The 20,202-nt window shown below is 62.2% G+C and carries 18 protein-coding genes and 1 tRNA gene; 6 read left to right on the top strand and 13 right to left on the bottom strand.

The genetic code is table 11. The features are described 5' to 3' along the window. Positions 1–6: 6 nt before the first annotated feature. The 7 genes from era to rpoZ form a co-directional block, all read right to left on the bottom strand. Positions 7–936, bottom strand: a complete 930-nt coding sequence (gene era / locus J6497_RS37070) for a GTPase Era (RefSeq protein WP_225709135.1) — start codon at positions 934–936, stop codon at positions 7–9. After that, on the bottom strand, positions 926–1,750 hold the full coding sequence (rnc, locus tag J6497_RS37065; RefSeq protein WP_225709134.1) for a ribonuclease III: 825 nt from the start codon (positions 1,748–1,750) through the stop codon (positions 926–928). The genes era and rnc overlap by 11 nt, the downstream gene beginning before the upstream one ends. Continuing rightward, on the bottom strand, positions 1,747–2,505 hold the full coding sequence (gene lepB, locus J6497_RS37060; RefSeq protein WP_225709133.1) for a signal peptidase I: 759 nt from the start codon (positions 2,503–2,505) through the stop codon (positions 1,747–1,749). The genes rnc and lepB overlap by 4 nt, the downstream gene beginning before the upstream one ends. 286 nt (positions 2,506–2,791) lie before the next feature. Then, on the bottom strand, positions 2,792–3,211 hold the full coding sequence (acpS, locus tag J6497_RS37055) for a holo-ACP synthase (protein ID WP_225709132.1): 420 nt from the start codon (positions 3,209–3,211) through the stop codon (positions 2,792–2,794). After that, positions 3,208–3,978 carry a pyridoxine 5'-phosphate synthase gene (locus tag J6497_RS37050; RefSeq protein WP_225709131.1) on the bottom strand — a complete coding sequence of 257 codons (771 nt, stop codon included), beginning with the start codon at positions 3,976–3,978 and terminating at the stop codon, positions 3,208–3,210. The genes acpS and J6497_RS37050 overlap by 4 nt, the downstream gene beginning before the upstream one ends. A 210-nt stretch (positions 3,979–4,188) precedes the next feature. Then, positions 4,189–6,474, bottom strand: coding sequence for a RelA/SpoT family protein (locus tag J6497_RS37045; protein WP_225709130.1), 2,286 nt, complete (start codon positions 6,472–6,474; stop codon positions 4,189–4,191). Between the two features lie 222 nt (positions 6,475–6,696). Further along, the gene (gene rpoZ / locus J6497_RS37040; RefSeq protein WP_225709129.1) at positions 6,697–7,089 is read right to left on the bottom strand and encodes a DNA-directed RNA polymerase subunit omega; all 393 of its coding nucleotides are present in this window, start codon (positions 7,087–7,089) and stop codon (positions 6,697–6,699) included. 350 nt (positions 7,090–7,439) lie between these two features. Between rpoZ and J6497_RS37035 the strand changes: the two genes are divergently transcribed. After that, positions 7,440–8,081 carry a LabA-like NYN domain-containing protein gene (locus J6497_RS37035; RefSeq protein ID WP_225709128.1) on the top strand — a complete coding sequence of 214 codons (642 nt, stop codon included), beginning with the start codon at positions 7,440–7,442 and terminating at the stop codon, positions 8,079–8,081. Then, positions 8,059–8,721: a uracil-DNA glycosylase gene (locus J6497_RS37030; RefSeq protein ID WP_225709127.1), complete on the top strand. Its 663-nt coding sequence runs from the start codon at positions 8,059–8,061 to the stop codon at positions 8,719–8,721. Before J6497_RS37035 ends, J6497_RS37030 begins: the two co-directional genes overlap by 23 nt. On the opposite strand, the gene J6497_RS37025 is transcribed toward J6497_RS37030, so the two are convergent. From J6497_RS37025 to dapA, 4 genes are all read right to left on the bottom strand, one after another. Beyond that, the gene (locus tag J6497_RS37025) at positions 8,718–9,299 is read right to left on the bottom strand and encodes a peroxiredoxin (RefSeq protein WP_225709126.1); all 582 of its coding nucleotides are present in this window, start codon (positions 9,297–9,299) and stop codon (positions 8,718–8,720) included. The two genes, J6497_RS37030 and J6497_RS37025, sit on opposite strands and share 4 nt — an antisense overlap. A 112-nt stretch (positions 9,300–9,411) precedes the next feature. Continuing rightward, entirely contained in the window at positions 9,412–9,885 is a 474-nt protein-coding gene (gene smpB, locus J6497_RS37020; RefSeq protein ID WP_225709125.1) for an SsrA-binding protein SmpB, read from the bottom strand. Position 9,886: 1 nt separating this feature from the next. Next, on the bottom strand, positions 9,887–10,300 hold the full coding sequence (mscL, locus tag J6497_RS37015; protein WP_225709145.1) for a large conductance mechanosensitive channel protein MscL: 414 nt from the start codon (positions 10,298–10,300) through the stop codon (positions 9,887–9,889). A 61-nt stretch (positions 10,301–10,361) separates the two neighbouring features. After that, positions 10,362–11,252, bottom strand: coding sequence for a 4-hydroxy-tetrahydrodipicolinate synthase (gene dapA / locus J6497_RS37010; RefSeq protein ID WP_225709124.1), 891 nt, complete (start codon positions 11,250–11,252; stop codon positions 10,362–10,364). 350 nt (positions 11,253–11,602) lie between these two features. Between dapA and J6497_RS37005 the strand changes: the two genes are divergently transcribed. Beyond that, positions 11,603–13,729 carry a lytic transglycosylase domain-containing protein gene (locus J6497_RS37005; RefSeq protein WP_376708334.1) on the top strand — a complete coding sequence of 709 codons (2,127 nt, stop codon included), beginning with the start codon at positions 11,603–11,605 and terminating at the stop codon, positions 13,727–13,729. A 150-nt stretch (positions 13,730–13,879) separates the two neighbouring features. Here J6497_RS37005 and J6497_RS37000 read toward each other — a convergent pair whose 3' ends face one another. Beyond that, on the bottom strand, positions 13,880–15,484 hold the full coding sequence (locus tag J6497_RS37000; RefSeq protein ID WP_225709122.1) for a porin: 1,605 nt from the start codon (positions 15,482–15,484) through the stop codon (positions 13,880–13,882). Positions 15,485–16,655: 1,171 nt separating this feature from the next. Here J6497_RS37000 and J6497_RS36995 point away from each other — a divergent pair. From J6497_RS36995 to J6497_RS36985, 3 genes are all read left to right on the top strand, one after another. Further along, positions 16,656–17,513 (top strand): hypothetical protein, encoded by an 858-nt coding sequence (locus J6497_RS36995; protein ID WP_225709121.1) that lies wholly within the window; start codon positions 16,656–16,658, stop codon positions 17,511–17,513. A gap of 832 nt (positions 17,514–18,345) precedes the next feature. Continuing rightward, a tRNA-Ser gene (locus J6497_RS36990) sits at positions 18,346–18,439 on the top strand. Positions 18,440–19,124: 685 nt separating this feature from the next. Further along, entirely contained in the window at positions 19,125–19,340 is a 216-nt protein-coding gene (locus J6497_RS36985; protein WP_225709120.1) for a hypothetical protein, read from the top strand. A gap of 137 nt (positions 19,341–19,477) precedes the next feature. Here the strand turns inward: J6497_RS36985 and J6497_RS36980 are convergent. Next, positions 19,478–20,202 (bottom strand): methyltransferase (locus J6497_RS36980; RefSeq protein ID WP_225709119.1); only part of this gene is annotated, 725 nt, incomplete at its 5' end.

The following is a 20,202-nucleotide window of genomic DNA, read 5'->3' as shown; positions in this document are numbered from 1 at the left end:
ACCCGATCATTCCTTGGGAAACTCCAGTCCCATTTCCCGGTAGCGGTCGGGATCGTCGCCCCAATTCTCACGCACCTTGACGAACAGGAACAGGTGCACGGGAACGCCCATGATCTCGGCGATCTCCTTGCGCGCCTCCGCGCCGATCGACTTGATCGTGGCGCCGCCCTTGCCGAGTACGATCTTGCGCTGGCTTTCGCGCTCGACAAAGATCGTCTGCTCGATGCGGATCGACTTGTCGTTGCGCTCGGTCCAACTGTCGGTCTCCACAGTCGATTGGTACGGCAGCTCCTGGTGGAGCTTTTGATAGATCTTCTCCCGCGTGATCTCGGCCGCCAGGTGCCGCATCGGCGCGTCCGACATCTGGTCCTCGGGATAGAGGAACGGCCCGGCGGGCACCATGCTTGCCAGCGCCCTGCGCAGGTCGTCGACACCGTCGCCTGACAACGCCGAGATCATGAAAGTGTTCTCAAACCGCAGGCGGTCATTGGCGGCCTTCGCCAGCACGAGCAGTTTTTCACGGGGCACCAGATCGATCTTGTTCAGCACCAGGATCTTCGGATGGGCCACGCTGTCGACCTTGGCGAAGATCGCCTCCGCTTCCGCATCGATGCCGGCCTTGGCGTCGAGCAACACGCAGACGAGATCGGCGTCATGCGCCCCGCTCCAGGCGGTCGACACCATGGCGCGGTCCAGCCGCCGCCGCGGCGCAAAGATGCCGGGCGTGTCGACCAGGATAATCTGAGCGTTGCCCTCGATCACGATGCCGCGGATCAGCGCGCGCGTCGTCTGCACCTTGCGCGAGACGATGGTGACCTTCGAGCCCACCAGCGCGTTGACGAGGGTCGATTTGCCGACGTTCGGCGCGCCGATCAGCGCGACGAAGCCGCAACGCGTCCCAGCCGGACTGGCTTCCGCCTTCGCCTCAGCCGTCATGGCTGCCGGCGCCTTCGCGGGCGATCATTGCGGACGCCGCCGCCTTCTCCGCGGCGCGCTTGTTGGGGCCGACACCCTCGGCCGGCGCCAGGCCCGGCAGATCGACGGCGACGCGGAATTGCGGATCGTGATGCGGCCCGGTGCGCTCGACCTCGCGGTAGACCGGCGTCGGCAGACCCCTGCTCTGCGCCCATTCCTGCAGCATAGTCTTGGGATCGCGCAGCGGCCGGCGCAGCTTGCGCATCCGGTCGATCCAGTTCCGCTCCACGAATTTCGCCGCGGCCTCATAGCCGCCGTCGAGGAAGATCGCCCCGATCACGGCCTCGCAGACGTCGCCGAGCACGGATTTGCGCAACCGCGCCCCCTCGACCGCCTTGACCATGCCGAGCTTGATGTCGTCGAGCAGGCCGAGCTGTTCGGCGACGTCGGCACAGCTTTCCTTGCGCACGAGATCGGCGAGACGCTTCGACAATTCGCCCTCGTCTGCGCGCGGATGGGCGCGATAGAGCATATCGGAGATGATCAATCCGAGTACGTGGTCACCCAGGAACTCCAGCCGCTGGTAGCTGTCGGCGCGGTGTCGGGTGGCCGGCTTCAGCGCGGAGACATGCGTGAACGCCGTCATCAACAGCGCCGAATCGGAGAACTTGTAGCCGATCCGCGCTTCGGTTGCGGCGATCGCCTGCTTCTCGGCAGCCGCCTTGCTGGCCTTGCTGCGCTTCGTCTTCGGCGCAGGGCTAGCCTTCGCGTCGGGCTGCTCGCTCGGCTCGCCGGCAGTCGGAAGACTCTGGATGACAGGCGTATCGTCGTTCATCGCACGATGGTGAATAGGCGATTCCAGCGCACCGCGGTCGGCCAGCGCCAGAACATCCAGGCGTGCTCGCCCTCGGCGATCGAGAAGAAGATCAGCTGCGCCCTCCCGACGATGTTCTCGAACGGCACGTAACCCACCGCCGACAGCACGCGGCTGTCGGTCGAATTATCGCGATTGTCTCCCATCATGAAGAAATGGCCGGCCGGCACGGTGTAGACATTGGTGTTGTCGTAGAAGCCGTTGTCGACGCAATCCAGCGTCTCATAGCTGACGCCGTTGGGCAGCGTCTCCTTCCAGCGCTTGACGCGTGCCGTCGCATCCGATCCGCAGGGGTCCTCGCCGATGAAATCGCTGAGCCGTTCGCGCTTGACGGGCGTGTCGTTGATGTAGAGCAGCCCCTCCCTCATCTGGATGCGGTCGCCGGGCAACCCGATCACGCGCTTGATGTAGTCGGTCGAATCATCCTTCGGCAGACGGAAGACGACGATGTCGCCGCGGTTCGGCTCCTGGCCGAAGATGCGGCCGGAGAACAAGGGCGGCGACAGCGGGATCGAGTAATGGCTGTAGCCATAGGAATATTTCGACACGAACAGGTAGTCGCCGACCAACAGCGTCGCCTTCATCGAACCGGACGGGATATTGAAGGGCTGGAACAGGAAGGTGCGGATCACGAGCGCGATAATGAGCGCGTGGATGACGACCCGGACTGTCTCGCCTAGGCCGCTTTCGGATTTCGTCCCTGTGGTCACGCTCATCGCTTTCCCAATTCCCGCCACTGCCTTGACTGCGCGGTGGCAGAACGCGCTCCTCGCGCGAATCGCGCTTTCCCGCGTTCACGTCACGAAGATGGTTCCTGCGTCTGGTGCAGAGAGCAAGTCCCGGCGCGAACCCGAATTTGCCCTGGCTTGATTTTACCCTGCGGCGTTTTAGACGGTTGTTACGGGGCGCGCAATCAAGAGCCGCGTTAAAACTTGATAATCGATTGAAAAATCAACGATTTTTAGTTTTACCCGATTCCGGACCGCCGCACTGTCCGCCGACTCAAGATTTGGCCGGTGCGACCGCCGAAATTATGACAAAGGCCTGCGCGAGCGGCCAGTCGTCGGTGATCGATAGGTCGATCTGCGCCTCGAAGCCATCAGGGGTGATCTGCCTCAATCGCTCCAGCGCCCCGCCGCTCAATCTCATGGTCGGTCGTCCCCCCGGCAGGTTCACCACTCCCATGTCGCGCCACCAGACGCCGCGCATGATCCCGGTGCCGAGCGCCTTGGCGCAGGCTTCCTTGGCGGCGAAGCGCTTGGCATAGGTCGCGACCACCATCTTCTCGCTGTTGGCGCGACGCAGCGCCTTGGCGCGTTCGACGTCGGTGAAGATGCGGTCGAGGAAGCGGTCGCCATGGCGCTCGATCACCTTGGCGATCCGGGTGATGTCGATCAGGTCGGAGCCGATGCCGAGGATCATGCCGTGCGCGCCCCTTCGAGCGCCTCGCGGCCACGGTCCATCGCCGCGCGCATCGAGCGGACGGTCTCCTTCAGGCCGACCAGGATCGCCTCGCCGATCATGAAGTAGCCGATATTCAGTTCCCTGATCTCCGGCAGCGCCGAAATCATCTCGGCCGTGTCATAGTCGAGCCCATGGCCGGCATGAACCTCGAGCCCGGCCGCCCGCGCCAGCCTGGCGCCTTCGGTAATGCGCCGCCATTCGGCTTCCGCTTTTTCCCGGTCGCCGTCGACCACGGCATCGCACCAACCGCCGGTGTGGATCTCGATCACCGGCGCCTTCAACTTCGCCGCCATCTCGATCTGCCTGGGGTCGGCAGCGATGAACAGCGACACCCGGATGCCGGCGTCGCTCAGCCGCGCTATGAACGGGGCCAGGGCATTGTGCTGGCCGACCGCGTCCAACCCGCCCTCGGTAGTGACCTCCTGCCGCCGTTCCGGCACCAGGCACACCGCATGCGGCTTGGTGGCCAGCGAAATCCGGAGCATCTCGTCGGTCGCCGCCATCTCGAAATTCAGTGGCTTGGAGATTTCCGCCTTCAGGCGCGCCATATCCGCATCGCGGATGTGACGACGGTCCTCGCGCAGATGCGCAGTGATGCCGTCGGCGCCGGCCTCGATGGCCAGCAGTGCCGCGCGCACCGGATCAGGCCGCGCCCCACCCCGCGCGTTACGCAGCGTCGCGACGTGATCGACATTGACTCCAAGGCGAAGCGGCGGAATGGGCATTTACGATCCTCGGTATAGCAGCGGCGGAGGTGGTCACCTCTCCCGAAGGGAGAGGTCGATTTGCTCCTGGCGATGCGGAGCATCGTCCAGTGCAAATCGGGTGAGGGGTTACGCTCTATCGAGAGACCTTAACCCCTCACCCGGCGCTACGCGCCGACCTCTCCCTATGGGAGAGGTGAAGCGGAACGCGCGGCAGCCTTGTCATCTAGTCTACCCGTTGACGCGCTCGACCCATGCGACCACGGCCTTTGCGCGCAACTGGGCGATGATAGCGCTCAAATGCTTGAGGTCATAGACCTCGAGATCGATGGTCAGCTCGGTGAAATCAGGCGAGCGGCGCGACATGTGGATGTTGTCGATGTTGCCGTCATGCTCGGCGATCACGGTCGCGATCTGCGCGAGGCTGCCGGGCTCGTTGACATTGTGGACGAGGATGCGCGCCGGGAAGCGCTGCGGCATGGTCTCGTCGATGTCCCAGCGCACGTCGAGCCAGCGCTCCGGCTCCTCCTCGAAATCCTTCAGGGCCGGCGACTGGATCGGATAGATCGTGATCCCCTCGCCAGGCGTGACGATGCCGACGATGCGGTCGCCCGGCACCGCGCCGCCGTTCGGCGCGAACTTGACCGGCAACTCGGAATTGATGCCGCGCACCGGGATCACCGAAGCAGCACGCGCCGGATGCGGCGGCGTCTGCGCCTTGGCGGCAAGCGCCTTCTTGGTGCCGTAGCGCACCAGCCGCTCTTCCTTGTAGTCCGGATACATCGCGCGCGCGACGTCGGAGGCTTTCAGTTCGCCGCGGCCGACCGAAACCAGGACGTCCTCGATCGAGGCGCGCGCCAGCCGCGGCAATGCACCTTTCAGCTTGTCGTCGGCGTATTCGATCTTGGCGCGAGCGAACAGGCGGTCGATGATGCGACGGCCGAGCCCGGCATATTGGTCACGCACGGCGGCACGGGTGGCGCGCCGGATCGCGGCGCGCGCCTTGCCGGTGACTGCGAGCGCTTCCCAGGCCGACGGCGGCGCCGACTGCGCCTTCGAGGTCAGGACCTCGACTTCGTCGCCGTTCTGCAGCTCGGAGGACAGCGGCGCGAACTTGCCGTTGATCTTGCAGCCGACCGCGCTGTTGCCGACGTCGGTGTGCACGGCATAGGCGAAGTCGATCACATTGGCGTTGCGCGGGAGTGCGATCAGCTTGCCCTTCGGCGTGAAGCAGAACACCTGATCGTGAAACAGCTCTAGCTTGGTGTGCTCCAGGAACTCTTCCGGATTGGCGCTCTCCGAGAGAATGCCGATGGTGTGGCGCAGCCAGGCAAAGGCGTTGGACTCGTGCTTCAGCCGCTCGGTCGGCGAGCCCATGCCTTCCTTGTAGAAGGCATGCGCCGCGATACCGAATTCGGCGATCTGGTTCATCTCCTCGGTGCGGATCTGCAGCTCGACGCGCTGCTTGCCGGGGCCGATCACGGTAGTGTGAATCGAGCGGTAGTCGTTCTGCTTGGGCGTGGAGATGTAATCCTTGAAGCGCCCCGGCACCACCGGCCAGGTCGTGTGCACGACGCCAAGCGCGCGGTAGCAGGCTTCGATGTCAGCAAGCACGATGCGGAAACCGTAGATATCGGACAATTGCTCGAAGCCAACCGACTTGCGCTCCATCTTGGTCCAGATCGAAAACGGCTGCTTGCGCCGGCCATAGACGCGCGCGCTAAGGCCATTCTTCTGCAGGTTCTTCGAAAGCTGGCTTTCGATCTCGCCAATCAGATTGCGGTTGCGCTCGGCGAGCGCATCCAGCCGGTGCTTGACCACCGCATAGGCTTCCCCATCGAGCACATGGAACGAGAGGTCCTCGAGTTCCTCCCGCATCTCCTGCATACCCATGCGGCCGGCGAGCGGCGCGTAGATATCCAGCGTCTCCTCGGCGATGCGCCGGCGCGAGGCGGGCGGCACGAACTCGAGCGTCCGCATGTTGTGCAGGCGGTCGGCGAGCTTGATCAGGAGCACGCGGACGTCGTCGGCGATCGCGAGCAGGAGCTTGCGCAGGTTCTCCGCCTGCTTGGCCTCGCGCGAGACGAGCTCGAGCCGCTTCAACTTGGTCAGCCCCTCCACCAGCGCGCCGATCTCGTGGCCGAACACCTGGTCGATCTCGGCCCGCGTCGCCTCGGTATCCTCGATGGTGTCGTGCAGCAGCGCCGCAACGATTGTGGCGTCATCGAGCTTGAGGCCGGTCAGGATCGCCGCCACCTCGAGCGGATGCGAGAAATAGGGATCGCCCGACGCGCGGGTCTGGGCGCCATGCGCCTTCATGGCGTAGACATAGGCGCGGTTCAGAAGATCTTCGTTGGTATCGGGATTGTAGGACCGGACGCGCTCGACCAGATCGTATTGCCGCATCATGCGCGCGCGCGGCCTCGACGGCTTTTCCACCACCGCGGAGCCAGGCGCCACGGCGACCGCTTCGGTCGCGGCCTGCATCTGGCGGGATGTGCGACGCCAAAACGCCATGGATTGACTGCCTCAACTGGCGAGCCGACCGGGGGGCTCGTGCCACTCACTAATCTAGTGCGATTTCGAACCAAGCTTTAGCCTGTTCGAACCGAAAATCGTTCAATTTCCGTCAAGCCTCTAGGGACGCATCCTGCGATTGGAATGTCAACAAAAGCAAAGGCCCGGAGAGCGCCCGGGCCTTCAGCCAGCTCAACCATGTTGGGGGAGCCCCGCGAGGACCTACTCGTCCTCTTCAGGCTGCTCCTCCGGCGGCGCGAGGCCCTCGAGGCCCTTCAGCAACTCTTCCTCGGTCATCCGCTCCATCGCCACTTCGGTGTCGTCGGCATCGACGCTGGCGCCGGCCGAACCGATCAGCGGCACGGAGTCGGGCTCCGGCTCGTCGACCTCGACGAACTTCTGCAGCGAGTGCACGAGTTCCTCTTTCAGGTCCTCCGGGGAAATGGTCTGGTCCGCGATCTCACGCAGCGAGACGACCGGGTTCTTGTCGTTGTCTCGATCAACCGTGAGTTGTGATCCCGAGGAAATCATCCGAGCGCGATGGGCAGCCAACAGGACCAGGTCGAACCGGTTGTCGACCTTATCAATGCAATCTTCGACGGTGACGCGCGCCATATGCTGTCGCTCCGTTAAGTGGGACAGAATTTGTTGATTATTGTGCGTTAGTTATAGGGCGAGGCGGGGTTTCGCAAGATTAAATTTGTGATTTGCCTTCGCCTCAACCTCTGCTAACCCGAGACGGGGCCAGAAGGCCGGAGCGTCCGTCACGCGGCGAAGCGCCGTTGTGGACAAGTAAGTCTCTTCATTGCATCGTCAAAAGTATAGGTATTTCGCCCTCGCCTCACCATAATTGCCATGGTGACTGTCGTTGGGGGAAGATTCACCGGACTTTAGGCTGCAACGCGGAAAAGGTGCGCGGTTCGTGACCGCTGCGCCGAGAAGCTAACAAAAGGCGAGAAACTTTGATGTCGTCACCCGTTTCCAACAAGATCGCGCTCTTTATCGATGGAGCCAATCTGTATGCAACCGCCAAGACGCTCGGGTTCGACATCGACTACAAGCGCCTCCTGAAGGAATTCCATAGCCGCGGCACCCTGCTGCGCGCGTTCTACTACACGGCGATCATCGAAGATCAGGAATATTCATCCATTCGGCCATTGATCGACTGGCTCGACTACAACGGCTACACCGTCGTCACCAAGGCCACGAAGGAGTTCATCGACGCCAGCGGCCGCCGCAAGGTGAAGGGCAACATGGACATCGAACTCGCCGTCGATGCGATGGAACTCGCCGAACATATCGACCAGATGGTGCTGTTCTCCGGCGACGGCGATTTCCGCTCGCTCGTTGAGGCAGTGCAGCGGCGCGGTGTGCGGGTGACCGTGGTCTCGACCATCGCGAGCCAGCCGCCGATGATCGCCGACGAACTCCGCCGCCAGGCCGACGTCTTCACCGATCTGGTGGAACTGCAATCCAAGCTCGGCCGCGATCCGTCCGAGCGCCCGGCCCCGCGCGAGCGCGGCGAGTCGCGCCACCACGCGCCGCAATTCCTGCAGCGCGCCACCACCATGGCGCCCCGGGCCGATGACGACGATTTCGACGACTAGCCTCGTCCCTGCCTCCGCCGAACCTGACCGCAACTGCCCGCTCTGTCCGCGGCTCGCCGAGTTTCGCGCTGAGGCGCGCGCAAAGCAGCCGGGCTGGTTCAATTCACCCGTAGCGTCGTTCGGCGGTGCGGACGCGCGGCTGCTGGTGGTCGGGCTGGCGCCCGGGCTGCAGGGCGCCAACCGCACGGGGCGCCCCTTCACCGGCGACTACGCCGGTGACCTGCTCTACGCCACGCTCTTGGAATTCGGCTTTGCCGAAGGTGTCTATGAAGCGCGTCCGGACGATGGCCTAAGGCTGATCGATTGCCGGATCAGCAACGCCGTGCGCTGCGTGCCGCCGCAGAACAAGCCTTTGCCGATCGAGATCAACACTTGCCGAACGTTCCTGGCGGCGACGATCGCGACCATGCCCAGGCTGCGCGCTATTGTCCTGCTCGGTCGCATCGCGCATGAATCGACGGTGAAGGCGCTTGGCCTGCGCTATGCCGCCGCGCCCTTTACGCACGGCGCCGTGCATAAGGCCGGCAATATCCGCCTCTACGACAGCTATCACTGCTCGCGCTACAACACGAATACCGGTGTGCTCACGCCAAAGATGTTCCATGACGTGTTCGCCCGGGTGCGCGCCGATCTGGGCTAGCTACTTACCGGATTTTCCCGCAGCCATTCCAGCACGTCGCCGGCGTTCCGGTCAGGCGGGAACACCGGATAGAAGACGCGCGTGATGCGCCCATCGTCGATAATCAGCGCCAGCCGCTTGATCAGCGTCAGCCCCGCCACCTCCATGGTCGGCAGATTGAGCGCGCGCGTCAGCGCTAGCTTCTCGTCCGAGAGCACCGGGAACGGCAGATGCAGGCGCGAGGCCATCTCGGTCTGGTATTCGTTGCTCTGCGTCGACAGGCCGAACACGTGGCTGGCGCCGGCAGCCTTGAGTTCGGCGAACAGGTCGCGGAAGGCGCAGGTCTGCGGCGTACAGCCACGCGCACCTGGGATCATGTCCCAGTCGTCGACCAGCGAAATCTTGCCGGGCTCCCCGGTGCGCGGATAGGCGAACACCACGGTGCGTCTCTTGAGCGAAGACAGTGTCACTGACGTATCGTCGGTCGCCACCAGGCTGATCGGCGGGATGGCCATATCAGTCAGATGCGCAGCGCCACCATCATCGGTCGGCGCTGGGATCTTGCTCCAGTCGACTTCGAGCAGGTTCTTCTGGTTCATCCTTGCATCCTTCGTAGGATGGGTAGAGCGCAGCGAAACCCATCATTTGCGATTTGCGCCGGCCTGCAGCGAAGCTGATGGGTTTCGCTGCGCTCTACCCATCCTACAATTCCTATCCCCGCGCACGCATCAAGCGGCCCTTCTCGCGGCCCCAGTCGCGCTTCTTCACGGTTTCGCGCTTGTCGTGCAGCTTCTTGCCCTTGGCGACCGCGAGCAACAGCTTGGCGCGGCCGCGTTCGTTGAAATAGAGCTTGAGCGGGATCAGCGTCATGCCCTCGCGATCGACCGCGCCCATCAACTTGCTGATCTGCTTCTTGTGCAGCAGCAATTTGCGCGGGCGCTTCGGTTCGTGATTGAAGCGGTTGGCCTGCAGGTATTCCGGGATATTGGCGTTGATTAACCAGATCTCGCCGTTCTTGGAATCCGCATAGGATTCCGCGATCGTGCTCTTGCCGCCGCGGATCGACTTCACCTCGGTGCCGGTCAGCGCAATGCCGGCCTCGATCGTATCCTCGATCGCATAGTTGAAGCGCGCCTTGCGGTTCTCGGCGACGACTTTGATTGGACGTTCGTTCTTCTCGGCCACTTCAGGATTTCTTGAGGAGATCGCGGATTTCGGTCAGCAGTTCTTCCTGCCGGGTCAGTTTCGGCGGCGCGGGCGCCGCCTCTTCCCTGCGCTTCAACTGGTTAATCAGCCGGATCACGATGAACAGCACGAAAGCGATGATCAGGAAATTCAGGGTCAGCGTCAGGAAACTGCCCCAAGCTAGCACTGCGCCCTGCTTTTTGGCATCGGCGAGGTTGGTGGCGGTCACCGACTTCGCCAGCGGCGTGAAGTAGTTGGAGAAGTCGAGCCCGCCGGTGATCGCGCCGATGATGGGCATGATGACGTCGCCGACCAGCGAATTCACGATTGCGCCGAAGGCCGCGCCGATAATGACGCCGACCGCGAGGTCGACGACATTGCCCTTCATCGCGAACTCGCGGAATTCTTTGAGCATGCGAAGTCCCTTCTCGTCGACCCGGCCGACCGGACCAGCCATTGGCGCAATCGGAGCGGCTCTAGTTGATCAAGCCGGCATGCACCATGGCGCTGCGCACCGCCACGCGTGTGGATTCAGTAACCGGCACCATCGGCAGCCGCAGCCGCTCCTCCAGCTTGCCGAGTAGCGACATCGCGTATTTCACCGGCCCGGGATTGCTCTCGATGAACAGGTTGGTGTGCAGCGGCATCAACTTGTCGTGCAGCTTCAGCGCAGTCCCGACATCGCCCTTCTGCCAGGCGGCATGGAACTCGGCGCACAGCCGAGGCGCCACATTCGAGGTCACGGAGATGCAGCCATGGCCGCCATGGGCCATGTAGCCGAGCACGGTCGCATCCTCGCCTGAGAGCTGGTTGAAATCCTCACCCATCGCCGCCCGCTGCTGCGACACCCGTACCATGCTTGCGGTGGCATCCTTGACGCCGGCAATGTTCTTCAGCTCCCACAGCCGCTTCATCGTATCGACCGACATGTCGATCACCGAGCGCGGCGGGATATTGTAGATAATGATCGGTATTCCAATCGCATCGTTGATTGCCTTGAAGTGCTGGTAGAGCCCCTCTTGGGTCGGCTTGTTGTAATAGGGGGTGACGACCAACACGGCGTCAGCGCCGGCCTTCTCCGCGTGTTCGGACAGCTCGATCGCCTCCCTGGTGGAATTGGAACCCGCACCCGCGATGACCGGCACCCTGCCCTTGGCCTCGTTGACGCACCATTCGACGACCCGCTTGTGCTCGTCATGGCTGAGCGTCGGGCTCTCACCGGTGGTGCCGACCGGAACCAGGCCGTTGGTGCCCTCGGCGATCTGCCAGTTCACCAGGGAGCGGAAAGCCGCCTCGTCCACGGAACCATTCTTGAACGGTGTCACCAGAGCGGTGAACGAGCCGCGGAATTTTGTCTTGGCTGCCATGGACTTCCTCCAAACGCTTATCAGGGTTGCGGCGCGCGGGTCATAAAGGTCAATTCATATCGGGTCCGACGGACAGGCGAAAGGGCCGTAATCTCCCGTCTTTGCCAGCCGCGATTTTGCCGCTGTCATGGCGCAGACATCGCTCCAGGCGACACTTTTAGCATTTTGTCCACATATTCAATCCAATACAGCTAAGGCTTCAGCGATCAGATGATTCGCCGCCGCAGAGGAAAGTTGTGACCCCTTCCCCCCGCGCAGCCGCATTGCGATCGACCGCCTTAGCGACGTCGCTGGCGTTAATATTCGGATTGGCCGCGATGCCAGAAGCCGCGGCCGATCCAAAAGTTCCAATGCCAAAAGCTCGCCCGGTCGCCCGCAGCGTCGTTCCCAAAACCGCGCCCGCGACGACCGCGCCCGCTGTTGCGGCTGCCAAGAACACCACCGCTCCCCGGACGCCGTCCAACGCACCTGCTCCGTCTCCGGCCCATTTGGCGCCGGCCACGCGCCAGCATGCGGCGCCCGCCCGGAGCAAGCCGACGGTGCCGGCGGCTGTGGCTGCGACCTCATCGACCTCGCAGGGCGACAAGGATGCGCTTGAGAACGTCATCGAGTTCATCCGTAAGCGGAAGCCCGACGATGCGACCCAGGTCGAGGCCACGATCTCTGACCCCGTCGCCAGAAAGCTCGCCGAGTGGCTGATCCTGCGCAGCGACAACAACGGCGCTTCGGTCGAACGCTACCGTGCCTTCCTCTCGGCCAATCGGAGCTGGCCCTCGCAGACCTTCCTGCGCCGCCGCCTGGAGGCTGCGCTGTGGGACGACCATCGCGAAGATGCCGCGGTCTGGTCGTGGTTCGAGAACGAGTCGCCCGTGTCGGCCAAGGGCCGGTTCGCGCTGGCGAAGGCGATGCTCGCGCGCGGCGACCGCGCCAATGCCGAGCGGCTGGTGCGTGAAGCCTGGCGCAACGATTCGATGAGCGAGGACACCGAAACCACCGCGCTCGACCTGTTCGGAGCCTTGCTCACCGCCGGCGATCACAAGGCGCGCATGGAGACGATGCTGTATGGCACCGAGCAGGAGGCGGCCGGCCTGCGTGCGGCCAAGCGGCTCGGCTCGGGCTATCTCGCGCTCGCCAAGGCACGGATCGCCGCCAACAGGAAGGCATCCAACCTGAGGGCGCTATTGGAAGCGGTGCCGCGCGAACTGCACGGCGACACCGGCTATCTCTTCGCCCGGATCCAGTTGCTCCGCCGGGAGGAGAAGTTCGCGGAAGCGGCGCAGTTGATGCTGAGCGCGCCGAGAGATCCGGCGAGGCTGTTCAATGTCAACGAATGGTGGATCGAGCGGCGCCTCCTGGCACGCAAGATGATCGACGTCGGCGAGAACCGCACCGCCTATCTGATCGCGCGCGATGCAGCACTGCCGGCGCGCGACATCTACAAGACCGAGCAGGAGTTCACCGCCGGCTGGATCGCGCTGCGCTTCCTCAGAGATCCCGGGCTTGCCGCACAGCATTTCGCCCGCATCGGCGTTGGCAGCGTCAATCCAACCGCGCTGGCGCGTGCCGGCTATTGGCAGGGCCGCGCTGCCGAGGCCGCAGGCCGCAACCAGGAGGCCCGCGCCGCGTATCTGCGCGCGGCCGAGCAATCGACCAGTTATTACGGCCAGCTCGCGCGGGCCAAGCTCGGCTTGCCGCAGATCGAGCTGAACAGTGTCCCGCGCGCACGCGGCCTTGGCATCGAGCGATTGGAGATCGTGCGCGCGGCGCAACTGCTCTATGAGCTCGACGCGCGCGAGTTCGCGGTGTCCATGCTCGCCGACATGGGCGAGAATGGCGATCCCGACGCGCTGGTCGGGCTCGGCGAACTGACGGCGCGCCATGGCGATGCGCGCGGCATGCTGTTGATGGGCAAAGCGGCGCTCAACCGCGGCCTGCCGTTCGACTTCTACGCCTATCCGATCAACGGGATTCCGTCCTTCAAATCGATCGGTCCGGACATCGAGCGGAGCATCGTCTATGCGATCGCGCGGCAGGAAAGCGCGTTCAATCCAGCAGTGGTCTCGCCGGCGCAAGCCTATGGGCTGATGCAGGTCACACCGGATGCCGGTCGATATGTCTGCAAGCGCGCCGGCGTCACGTTTGATCTCAACCGGATGAAGACCGATTCGGTCTACAACGCGGCGCTTGGCGCGGCCGAGCTCGGGGGCCTGCTCGACGACTATCGCGGCTCCTATATCCTCACTTTCGCGGCCTATAATGCCGGCCGCGGCAGCGTGCGGAAATGGATCGATCGTTACGGCGACCCGCGCGATCCCAAGGTCGATGCGGTCGACTGGGTCGAGCTGATTCCGTTCTCCGAGACGCGCAACTATGTGCAGCGGATCATGGAGAACCTGCAGGTCTATCGCGCCCGCTTTGGCGGCGGCTCGCGGCTGCAGATCGAGGCCGACCTCCACCGCGGGGCCACCGTCGAATAGAAAATTAGCGAATAGCGAGTGGGGAGTGGCGAATAGCGGATAGCCGCTGCGCCCTACTCGCTACTCACCATTCGCCAACTTCGGTCAAAGAAAAATCCCCGGCGGTTTCCCGCCGGGGACTTTCCCTACAGAGTAGTTACGCGATCAGGATCAGAAGTTGCGCTGAACGCGGACGTTCAAGCTGACCGTATCCTGGTCCTTGAACTCGTAGACCGCGACCGGCTTCGGAGCGCCCGGGCCGAAGAGCGAAGTGCCCGCGAACTTCGTGTCGAGGTGGAACCACATGACTTCGGCCGAGAACGTCAGGTTCTTGACCGGAGTCCAGCGGGTAACCGCACCAAGCTGCGAAACGTTGTAGCTCGGATCGCAGGTGTAGGTGAGGCCCTGGCCGGGATGGCTGGCGGCGAAGGCTGCGCAGTACGCACCCTTTGCGCTCGCCAAGTCAGCCGCATCGCCGTTGTAACGGACCTGGGCATAGCTGCCGAACAAGCTGGTTGACCAGTAGGGATCCCAGTTGTGGTTGAACGCACCGCGGATACCCCAGGCCCTGGTCAGCTGGATATCACCACCGGGCGTCCACACACCGTCGGTCGTCACGCCGAGGCCGAGGCTCTGGTAGGCACCAAAGGCACTGCTGCTGCCGAACATCGCAAAGCTCGGCGAGGCCGACGAGGTCGAGATCACCTGCTTGGTGTGACCGATGGCGTAGGTCGCATCCAACTTGATGTCGTCGCCGGGACCGGTCGGGATGTTCTTGATCTGCAACGCCGCCATTACCGCGCCGCCCCACTTGCTGTCGGGGTGACCGGAGAGTTCTGAGCCGGCGATCGGCGCCGCACCCGGCAGACCGACAGCACCGGCAGGAGCTGCCGTCGAGTTCAGGATGTTGTAGGAGCCGTTGACTTCATGCGCGGAGCCCGAAATCTGGAACAGACCCCAAGCCTGATCGATGCGGATGTTACCGACGATGTCGGGAGCATGCACGCCGGCATAGGCGTTGCCGCTGAGCCCGATGCCGTTCACGCCACCGAACAGAATTCCGCTCGGAGCGAGGTTGTAGACCGAGGTGCGGTGGAAGACGGTCGGATCATCGAGGCCGATGGTGCCCGACACGCCGTTGCCGAACTGCGCGGTGTACTGGATGTTGTTCACGCCGGTGACGGTGTCATGACCGCCGAGCAGGAACGACGAGTTGTTGCCCGGATAACCGTGCCACGGCGTCGCGAAAGCCGAAGCCGACTTACCGAAGGTGAAGCCCGCGAACTGGATGAACACGAATTCGACCGCGACATAGCCGCCGCCGGGGGTGTCAAGCAGGTTGGAACCTGCAACCGGGAGCGAACCGTTGACAGAGTTCGGGTTGACCGTGTTGGCGCCCAGCGTCGAGAACTGGAAGTCGCCCTGCGCAAAGGTGCGGACAACGCCATATTCGGTGGCAGTGCGGGTATCGACCGTCAGCGCCATACGAGAGCGGGCGGCGAAGTAGTCGCGATAGCGATTGCCCTGACCAAGATCACCAGACCACGCCGGCTGATCGTAGATCGAACCGTTGAATGTGGCATCGACACGCAGGTAACCACCGATCTTCATGCAGGTGTCGGTGCCCGGGATGTACCAGAAACCGGCGCCATACAGCGAACAGACCTTCACGTACTCGACCGCTTTGGCCTTGACGGGAAGATCGGCCGCCTGTGCCCCGCCCATGGCGAGCAGACCCGCCGCTGAGCCGAGGATAAGGCTCTTAACCATCTTCATGTTAAACCTCCAAGTTGCTCTAAAAGGAAGAGCTGCGGATCCGCCGGGTGAACACCCTGAGGCTGGTTCCCTAGTCCCCCAAAAACCCGTCAAGCCGCTTCGCGCTTTCGGACTCCCGCGAAAACGCGAGGGACTTAAGCGAACCACCAAGAACGGGACGACTTCGGGATGCCCCCCTCCGTCGCAGCAACAGAATTACCGAAGGCACCTGCACAAGCAACAAAGGAACCGCTCCGAACCACCGCGCTCCGCCTGTTTTCCAACGGGTGTTGCACAAATAACACGCAGATGTGATCGAATGACTTCCATAAGTATCTGAAAATATTGGAGATTATTTTTAGACCTCACAAGACCTCTCGAGCACCTTCGCTCCGAGGCCTGACCATCCCTCGTTGCGCCTCGCATGGATGCCGTCGAATCAAACGGCAGGCGCTGGCTGATTCTTCGATCCAAATCGGTGGCTGGCGAGCGGCCAACCTCGCATCCGGCATCAATAGAGACTTTGAATAAGAGACTAGGAATAGAGGCTTGCCCTCGGACCGCTTCAGCCTCGGGAGGGACCGGGAGGCCACGACTGCCCAGTTTTGTCTCGCGGCCATCAAATTATACCGCCGGCGACCACATCGCCCAAGTTCGCGGTGACGAACTCTAGCGTGGCATCGGAGACCCGAGGGCTGCACGACCCTCATGCTGGTGTGACAGCCGGGACATCGTCCCACCGTCACCGCGATCGTTCATGAAAATGCACCGCACTCTGCACCCTATAGAGCGTTCGAAATGGGGAACCTCCAGACTTCCACGTTCGCCGAGCGCCCTCCGCTGTAGGGTTCCCAATCGTGCGCAATGCAGTTTCGGCATAGCTGGCTTTGCTAATTAAATAGGCAAATTAAATAATTCTAAATTTAATTTATTTACATTATTTAATAAGAAGGTAGAATTTCCTAAGCATCGTAGAGCCGTTCAATTTCTCTTTTTCTATCAGTGATTGTGGGGAGAAACAGCCATCGATTGCCTAAGCTGCGGCTGCTCCTCCAGGTGTTCGAAAGCTGAAGCTCTAGAAGTCAGACCGTGCCGCGGCGGACTGTCTGATGGCTCGGTCCGACCCAAGCACAGTCGAAACAAGAAGCGAGAGAGACCTACAATTAGATAGCAACCGTTCATGGAGCGCGGAATGAACCTCCAGACTATTGCGGCCCGGATTGCTCGGGGAAATATCTCATACGCGCTCGGAAGGTTTAAGACGGTCCGCTCCGCCTACAGCGGTGTGCGGCATCTGGCGGAACGTTTTGGAAGCACCGCTGTCTCTGACGTCGACGAACGTACAACGCTGTTTCCCGGCACCGACACTTCTCGCGTCGTGCAAACCATTCGTGAAGAAGCCGTCTTTGTCGGCCTGCAACTCCCACCTGGCGTCGTCGCCGAGATCGAGGCGTTTGGCAGATCTGAACCGCTTCACGCCATCTTTGATCCGACAGGTCCCACATTCAAATATGCCGACGTGGTTCGAGGCAAATGCATCGACGGAAGAGCGGTGCCGGTCGGAGGTATTCGCCAGCCCTCGCGATGCCCTGCCGTGCAGGCCGTGATCGATGATCCGGTGCTACGCGCTATTGTGCGGGGCTATCTGGGGCACGAGCCGCGTCGAGTGATGACCATACTCGATTGGAGCTTCGCGTCCGATTTCACCGACGAAGCGCGCCGAAGGATGCGGCATCACGTCATCGATTACCATTATGACGTCGGCGGGTTCAACTTCGTGTATGCCAGCTTCTACATCACTGATACCGACCGCAATTCCGGCGCGCATGTCATGATGAAGCGATCGCACAATCGCAAACCGCTTCGCATGCTGCTCGGCTCGGCGACGGCGAGCGAAGCAGATGTGAGGCGGCAATTCGGAATCAAGAACGAAATTGTCATTGAGGGCCGGGCAGGCCTCGGCTTCGTTCAGGATACGTCGTGCTATCACCGCGCCGCGCCACCTACCCAAGGCGACAGGTTGATGCTCGCCGTTCGATTCATCAATTGAATGCAGAACGCGGTCACGCAAGTGACGCAGTCGCGCAGGTTGGCAATCCGAAACAGCGCACTTAGCGGCAGATGCGGCGCCCTTGCTGTTGCGAACACGCGGAGGTCCCGGGCGGCGGCGGCTGTGGAGGTTGGATCGGTACAATCGTTGGTCCCGTCATCGGGCATGCCGTCATTGGGCAATTGGGCGGAAGAAGTTCACCGGGGTTCGTGCAGATCGGCTGCATCCGGCCGTTGACGCATCGGCATTCGCACTTCGCCCGCACCTCCGCCGGCACCATCAGGCCCAAAACCAAAATCGCGAAAAGACGGCCCATCTGGCATTCCCTTCTTCGCTGGCGGCGCCGCTTCGACTCATCGGTCCCTGTCGAGCTCGCATGGCGAGGCTGTTTTCTCGTCCTGATTTGAACTCCCCAGCGTGATGCGGGTTCGGAGCGCGATTTATAGGCACCAAAAAGGACGAGTTCGCCTGAAAGGGCGCCGCGAGCCATGGATGATTCGCGGAACAGGGAACTCAGGGGCTTTGATCGCCTGGGCAGCAGCACGCGCTATTTCTCGGCAGCGGCACTGTTAAGGTTCAGCCCGGCAAGGCTAACCGTGACGCCTGCCTATCCCCTCATCGGACAGATCGCGCAGCAACCAATTGAAATAACTAGATTTTCTGTAGAAACCCGGTCTTAGCACCCGTATTTATCTGTTCGAGTCGCATGTCGGACGTCGGATGTTATCCACAGTGTAATCAGGCCTCTAGCCGCCGATGCCGGCGCACAGTCTGGTGTCCCCTGAATCTGCCGCTTGCGGCCCGCCCGCGCGTCGGGCATATCGGCGCTGCCGGAGACGTGGCCGAGTGGCTGAAGGCGGCGGTTTGCTAAACCGTTATAGGCTTGTAAAGGCCTATCGAGGGTTCGAATCCCTCCGTCTCCGCCAGCATCTCAAATTGTCCAGCCGCTCAAATGAAATCAATAAGTTAAACTGGATTTCCAGATGCTACCCATTGCCATTGCCCTACCCCTGCGGTCTTGGCGCCGCTCGCGTGATTTCGTCCCAATCAGATCAGAAAGTGCCCGGCGATCCTGAGCAATGCTGGCCACGCCGCTACACCTTCGCTTCGACCGCTTCCCGGGGGAAATCGCTCATCGCAATACCGGCTCCTTTTCTCAGGAGCCATGTAAGAGAACGCCACTGCATCGCCAAAGCATCGCCAGACATAAGCAACTTGGCGGATTTTCTCTAAACGGCTCTTAAGTGACGCAGCGCGCTTTTGGCTTGCCTTGCCGCCATTGCTCGGCACCGCCTTGAGGTTACCTCGAACCTCTCTTCCCTTCTTTTCTGTACGGACAATCTCACGCAGTAGGAGCTGTTGGAGCTCTCTCAATGTGTCCATATCTTCGAGGTGGCACCCAGAACGCTCAACAACTCATGAGCACGAGCAACCGACTTCTTTCGGTATCCAAGCATGTGAATAGAACGTTGGACTGTCTTTCATGTAAGGGCATGGTCGTTGTTGGCTATATGGCACAAAAGCATATGCGCCGCATCGCAACATGCTTTCCCGGAGACAGCGGACCAATTCGAAGATAGCATCGGTTCCGCTCAAGGATGGAGGCTGGCCATGAGCGGTTTCGACGAGCGCACCCAGGCAAACATGGATGCGGTGTTGGAAGAGACCTGCCGCGAGTTGCCGCATCACGGCGGCGACCATCAAACCCGCAAATACATCGCCAGACAAATGATCGCGGCGGCGCGGTCTGGTCAGACTACCCTCGGAGAGCTTCGCGTCGTCGCCCGTCATGCGTTGCTGACCCTGACCGGCCGAAAATCCGCTTAGGCGAAAGGTGGCTCCGGACCTATCTTCAAGCATCCCGATGGTGCCCCCGGGGACCATCCCCGTGAAGCTCGCCCCCAACCATGCAACGATCGGGGGACACATCACTGCGGGGCGCCTATTCCCCTCCGCTTTGCACCTTACCGCTTGCGGCCGATGACGGCGCCGTTGGCGGCGGGTGCGTCGAACCAGACCGTCTCGATGTGCCGGAATCCGGCTTCCTCTAGCCACGCCGAATATTCGGCCGGCGTGTAGTTTCGCCCTTCCGTCTCGATCAACATGTTGAGGCTCATCAGCGCGGCCGGCGCCGGCCCGGTCTTTTCGTCATTGACGAGAAGCTCGCTGATGACGACTGCGCCGCCGCTCGGCAAAGCCTCGAAGGACCGGCGCAGCAGGGCGCGGTTCTTGGCCTCGTCCCAATCGTGCAGGATCATCGACAGGAGATGCACGTCGTGATCTTTCGGAAGCTGTTCGAAGAAGCTGCCGCCGGCGGTCTCGATCCGGTCGGTCAAGCCGGCCTCGGCAATTTTTCCCGCGGCGATCGCAGCCACATGCGGCAGATCAAACACGGTCGCGCGCAGCTCCCCATACTGTTTGCAAAGCTCGATGTCGTAGGCGCCGGATCCGCCGCCAATGTCCAGAAGGCGGCGGAAATGACTGAGATCCACGGCTTCGCCGAGCTTGCGCGCGGTCATCGTGGAGAGCGAATGCATCGCCTCCCAGAAGAGTGCCAGCATCGTTGGATCCTCGCCGTCGAACATCGAGGATTGCACTGCCGGGTCCCACGTGGTTGGCCGGTTCGTGCGCAGCGCTTCGGTAAGTTTGCCCCAGCCCGCGTAGAGCCGCTTGTCGGCCATCTGCACGA

Source organism: Bradyrhizobium cenepequi (assembly GCF_020329485.1).
Taxonomy (GTDB): Bacteria; Pseudomonadota; Alphaproteobacteria; order Rhizobiales; family Xanthobacteraceae; genus Bradyrhizobium; species Bradyrhizobium cenepequi.
Note: the sequence above shows the minus strand (reverse complement) of the source record. Positions and strands in the feature narration are given on the sequence as shown.

Excerpts from the sequence above, each read along its gene's own strand:
- era (WP_225709135.1), bottom strand. The coding sequence starts at position 936 with ATGACGGCTGAGGCGAAGGCGGAAGCCAGTCCGGCTGGGACGCGTTGC.
- rnc (WP_225709134.1), bottom strand. The coding sequence starts at position 1,750 with ATGAACGACGATACGCCTGTCATCCAGAGTCTTCCGACTGCCGGCGAG.
- lepB (WP_225709133.1), bottom strand. The coding sequence starts at position 2,505 with ATGAGCGTGACCACAGGGACGAAATCCGAAAGCGGCCTAGGCGAGACA.
- acpS (WP_225709132.1), bottom strand. The coding sequence starts at position 3,211 with ATGATCCTCGGCATCGGCTCCGACCTGATCGACATCACCCGGATCGCC.
- J6497_RS37050 (WP_225709131.1), bottom strand. The coding sequence starts at position 3,978 with ATGCCCATTCCGCCGCTTCGCCTTGGAGTCAATGTCGATCACGTCGCG.
- J6497_RS37045 (WP_225709130.1), bottom strand. The coding sequence starts at position 6,474 with ATGGCGTTTTGGCGTCGCACATCCCGCCAGATGCAGGCCGCGACCGAA.
- rpoZ (WP_225709129.1), bottom strand. The coding sequence starts at position 7,089 with ATGGCGCGCGTCACCGTCGAAGATTGCATTGATAAGGTCGACAACCGG.
- J6497_RS37035 (WP_225709128.1), top strand. The coding sequence starts at position 7,440 with ATGTCGTCACCCGTTTCCAACAAGATCGCGCTCTTTATCGATGGAGCC.
- J6497_RS37030 (WP_225709127.1), top strand. The coding sequence starts at position 8,059 with ATGACGACGATTTCGACGACTAGCCTCGTCCCTGCCTCCGCCGAACCT.
- J6497_RS37025 (WP_225709126.1), bottom strand. The coding sequence starts at position 9,299 with ATGAACCAGAAGAACCTGCTCGAAGTCGACTGGAGCAAGATCCCAGCG.
- mscL (WP_225709145.1), bottom strand. The coding sequence starts at position 10,300 with ATGCTCAAAGAATTCCGCGAGTTCGCGATGAAGGGCAATGTCGTCGAC.
- dapA (WP_225709124.1), bottom strand. The coding sequence starts at position 11,252 with ATGGCAGCCAAGACAAAATTCCGCGGCTCGTTCACCGCTCTGGTGACA.
- J6497_RS37005 (WP_376708334.1), top strand. The coding sequence starts at position 11,603 with ATGCCAAAAGCTCGCCCGGTCGCCCGCAGCGTCGTTCCCAAAACCGCG.
- J6497_RS37000 (WP_225709122.1), bottom strand. The coding sequence starts at position 15,484 with ATGAAGATGGTTAAGAGCCTTATCCTCGGCTCAGCGGCGGGTCTGCTC.
- J6497_RS36995 (WP_225709121.1), top strand. The coding sequence starts at position 16,656 with ATGAACCTCCAGACTATTGCGGCCCGGATTGCTCGGGGAAATATCTCA.
- J6497_RS36985 (WP_225709120.1), top strand. The coding sequence starts at position 19,125 with ATGAGCGGTTTCGACGAGCGCACCCAGGCAAACATGGATGCGGTGTTG.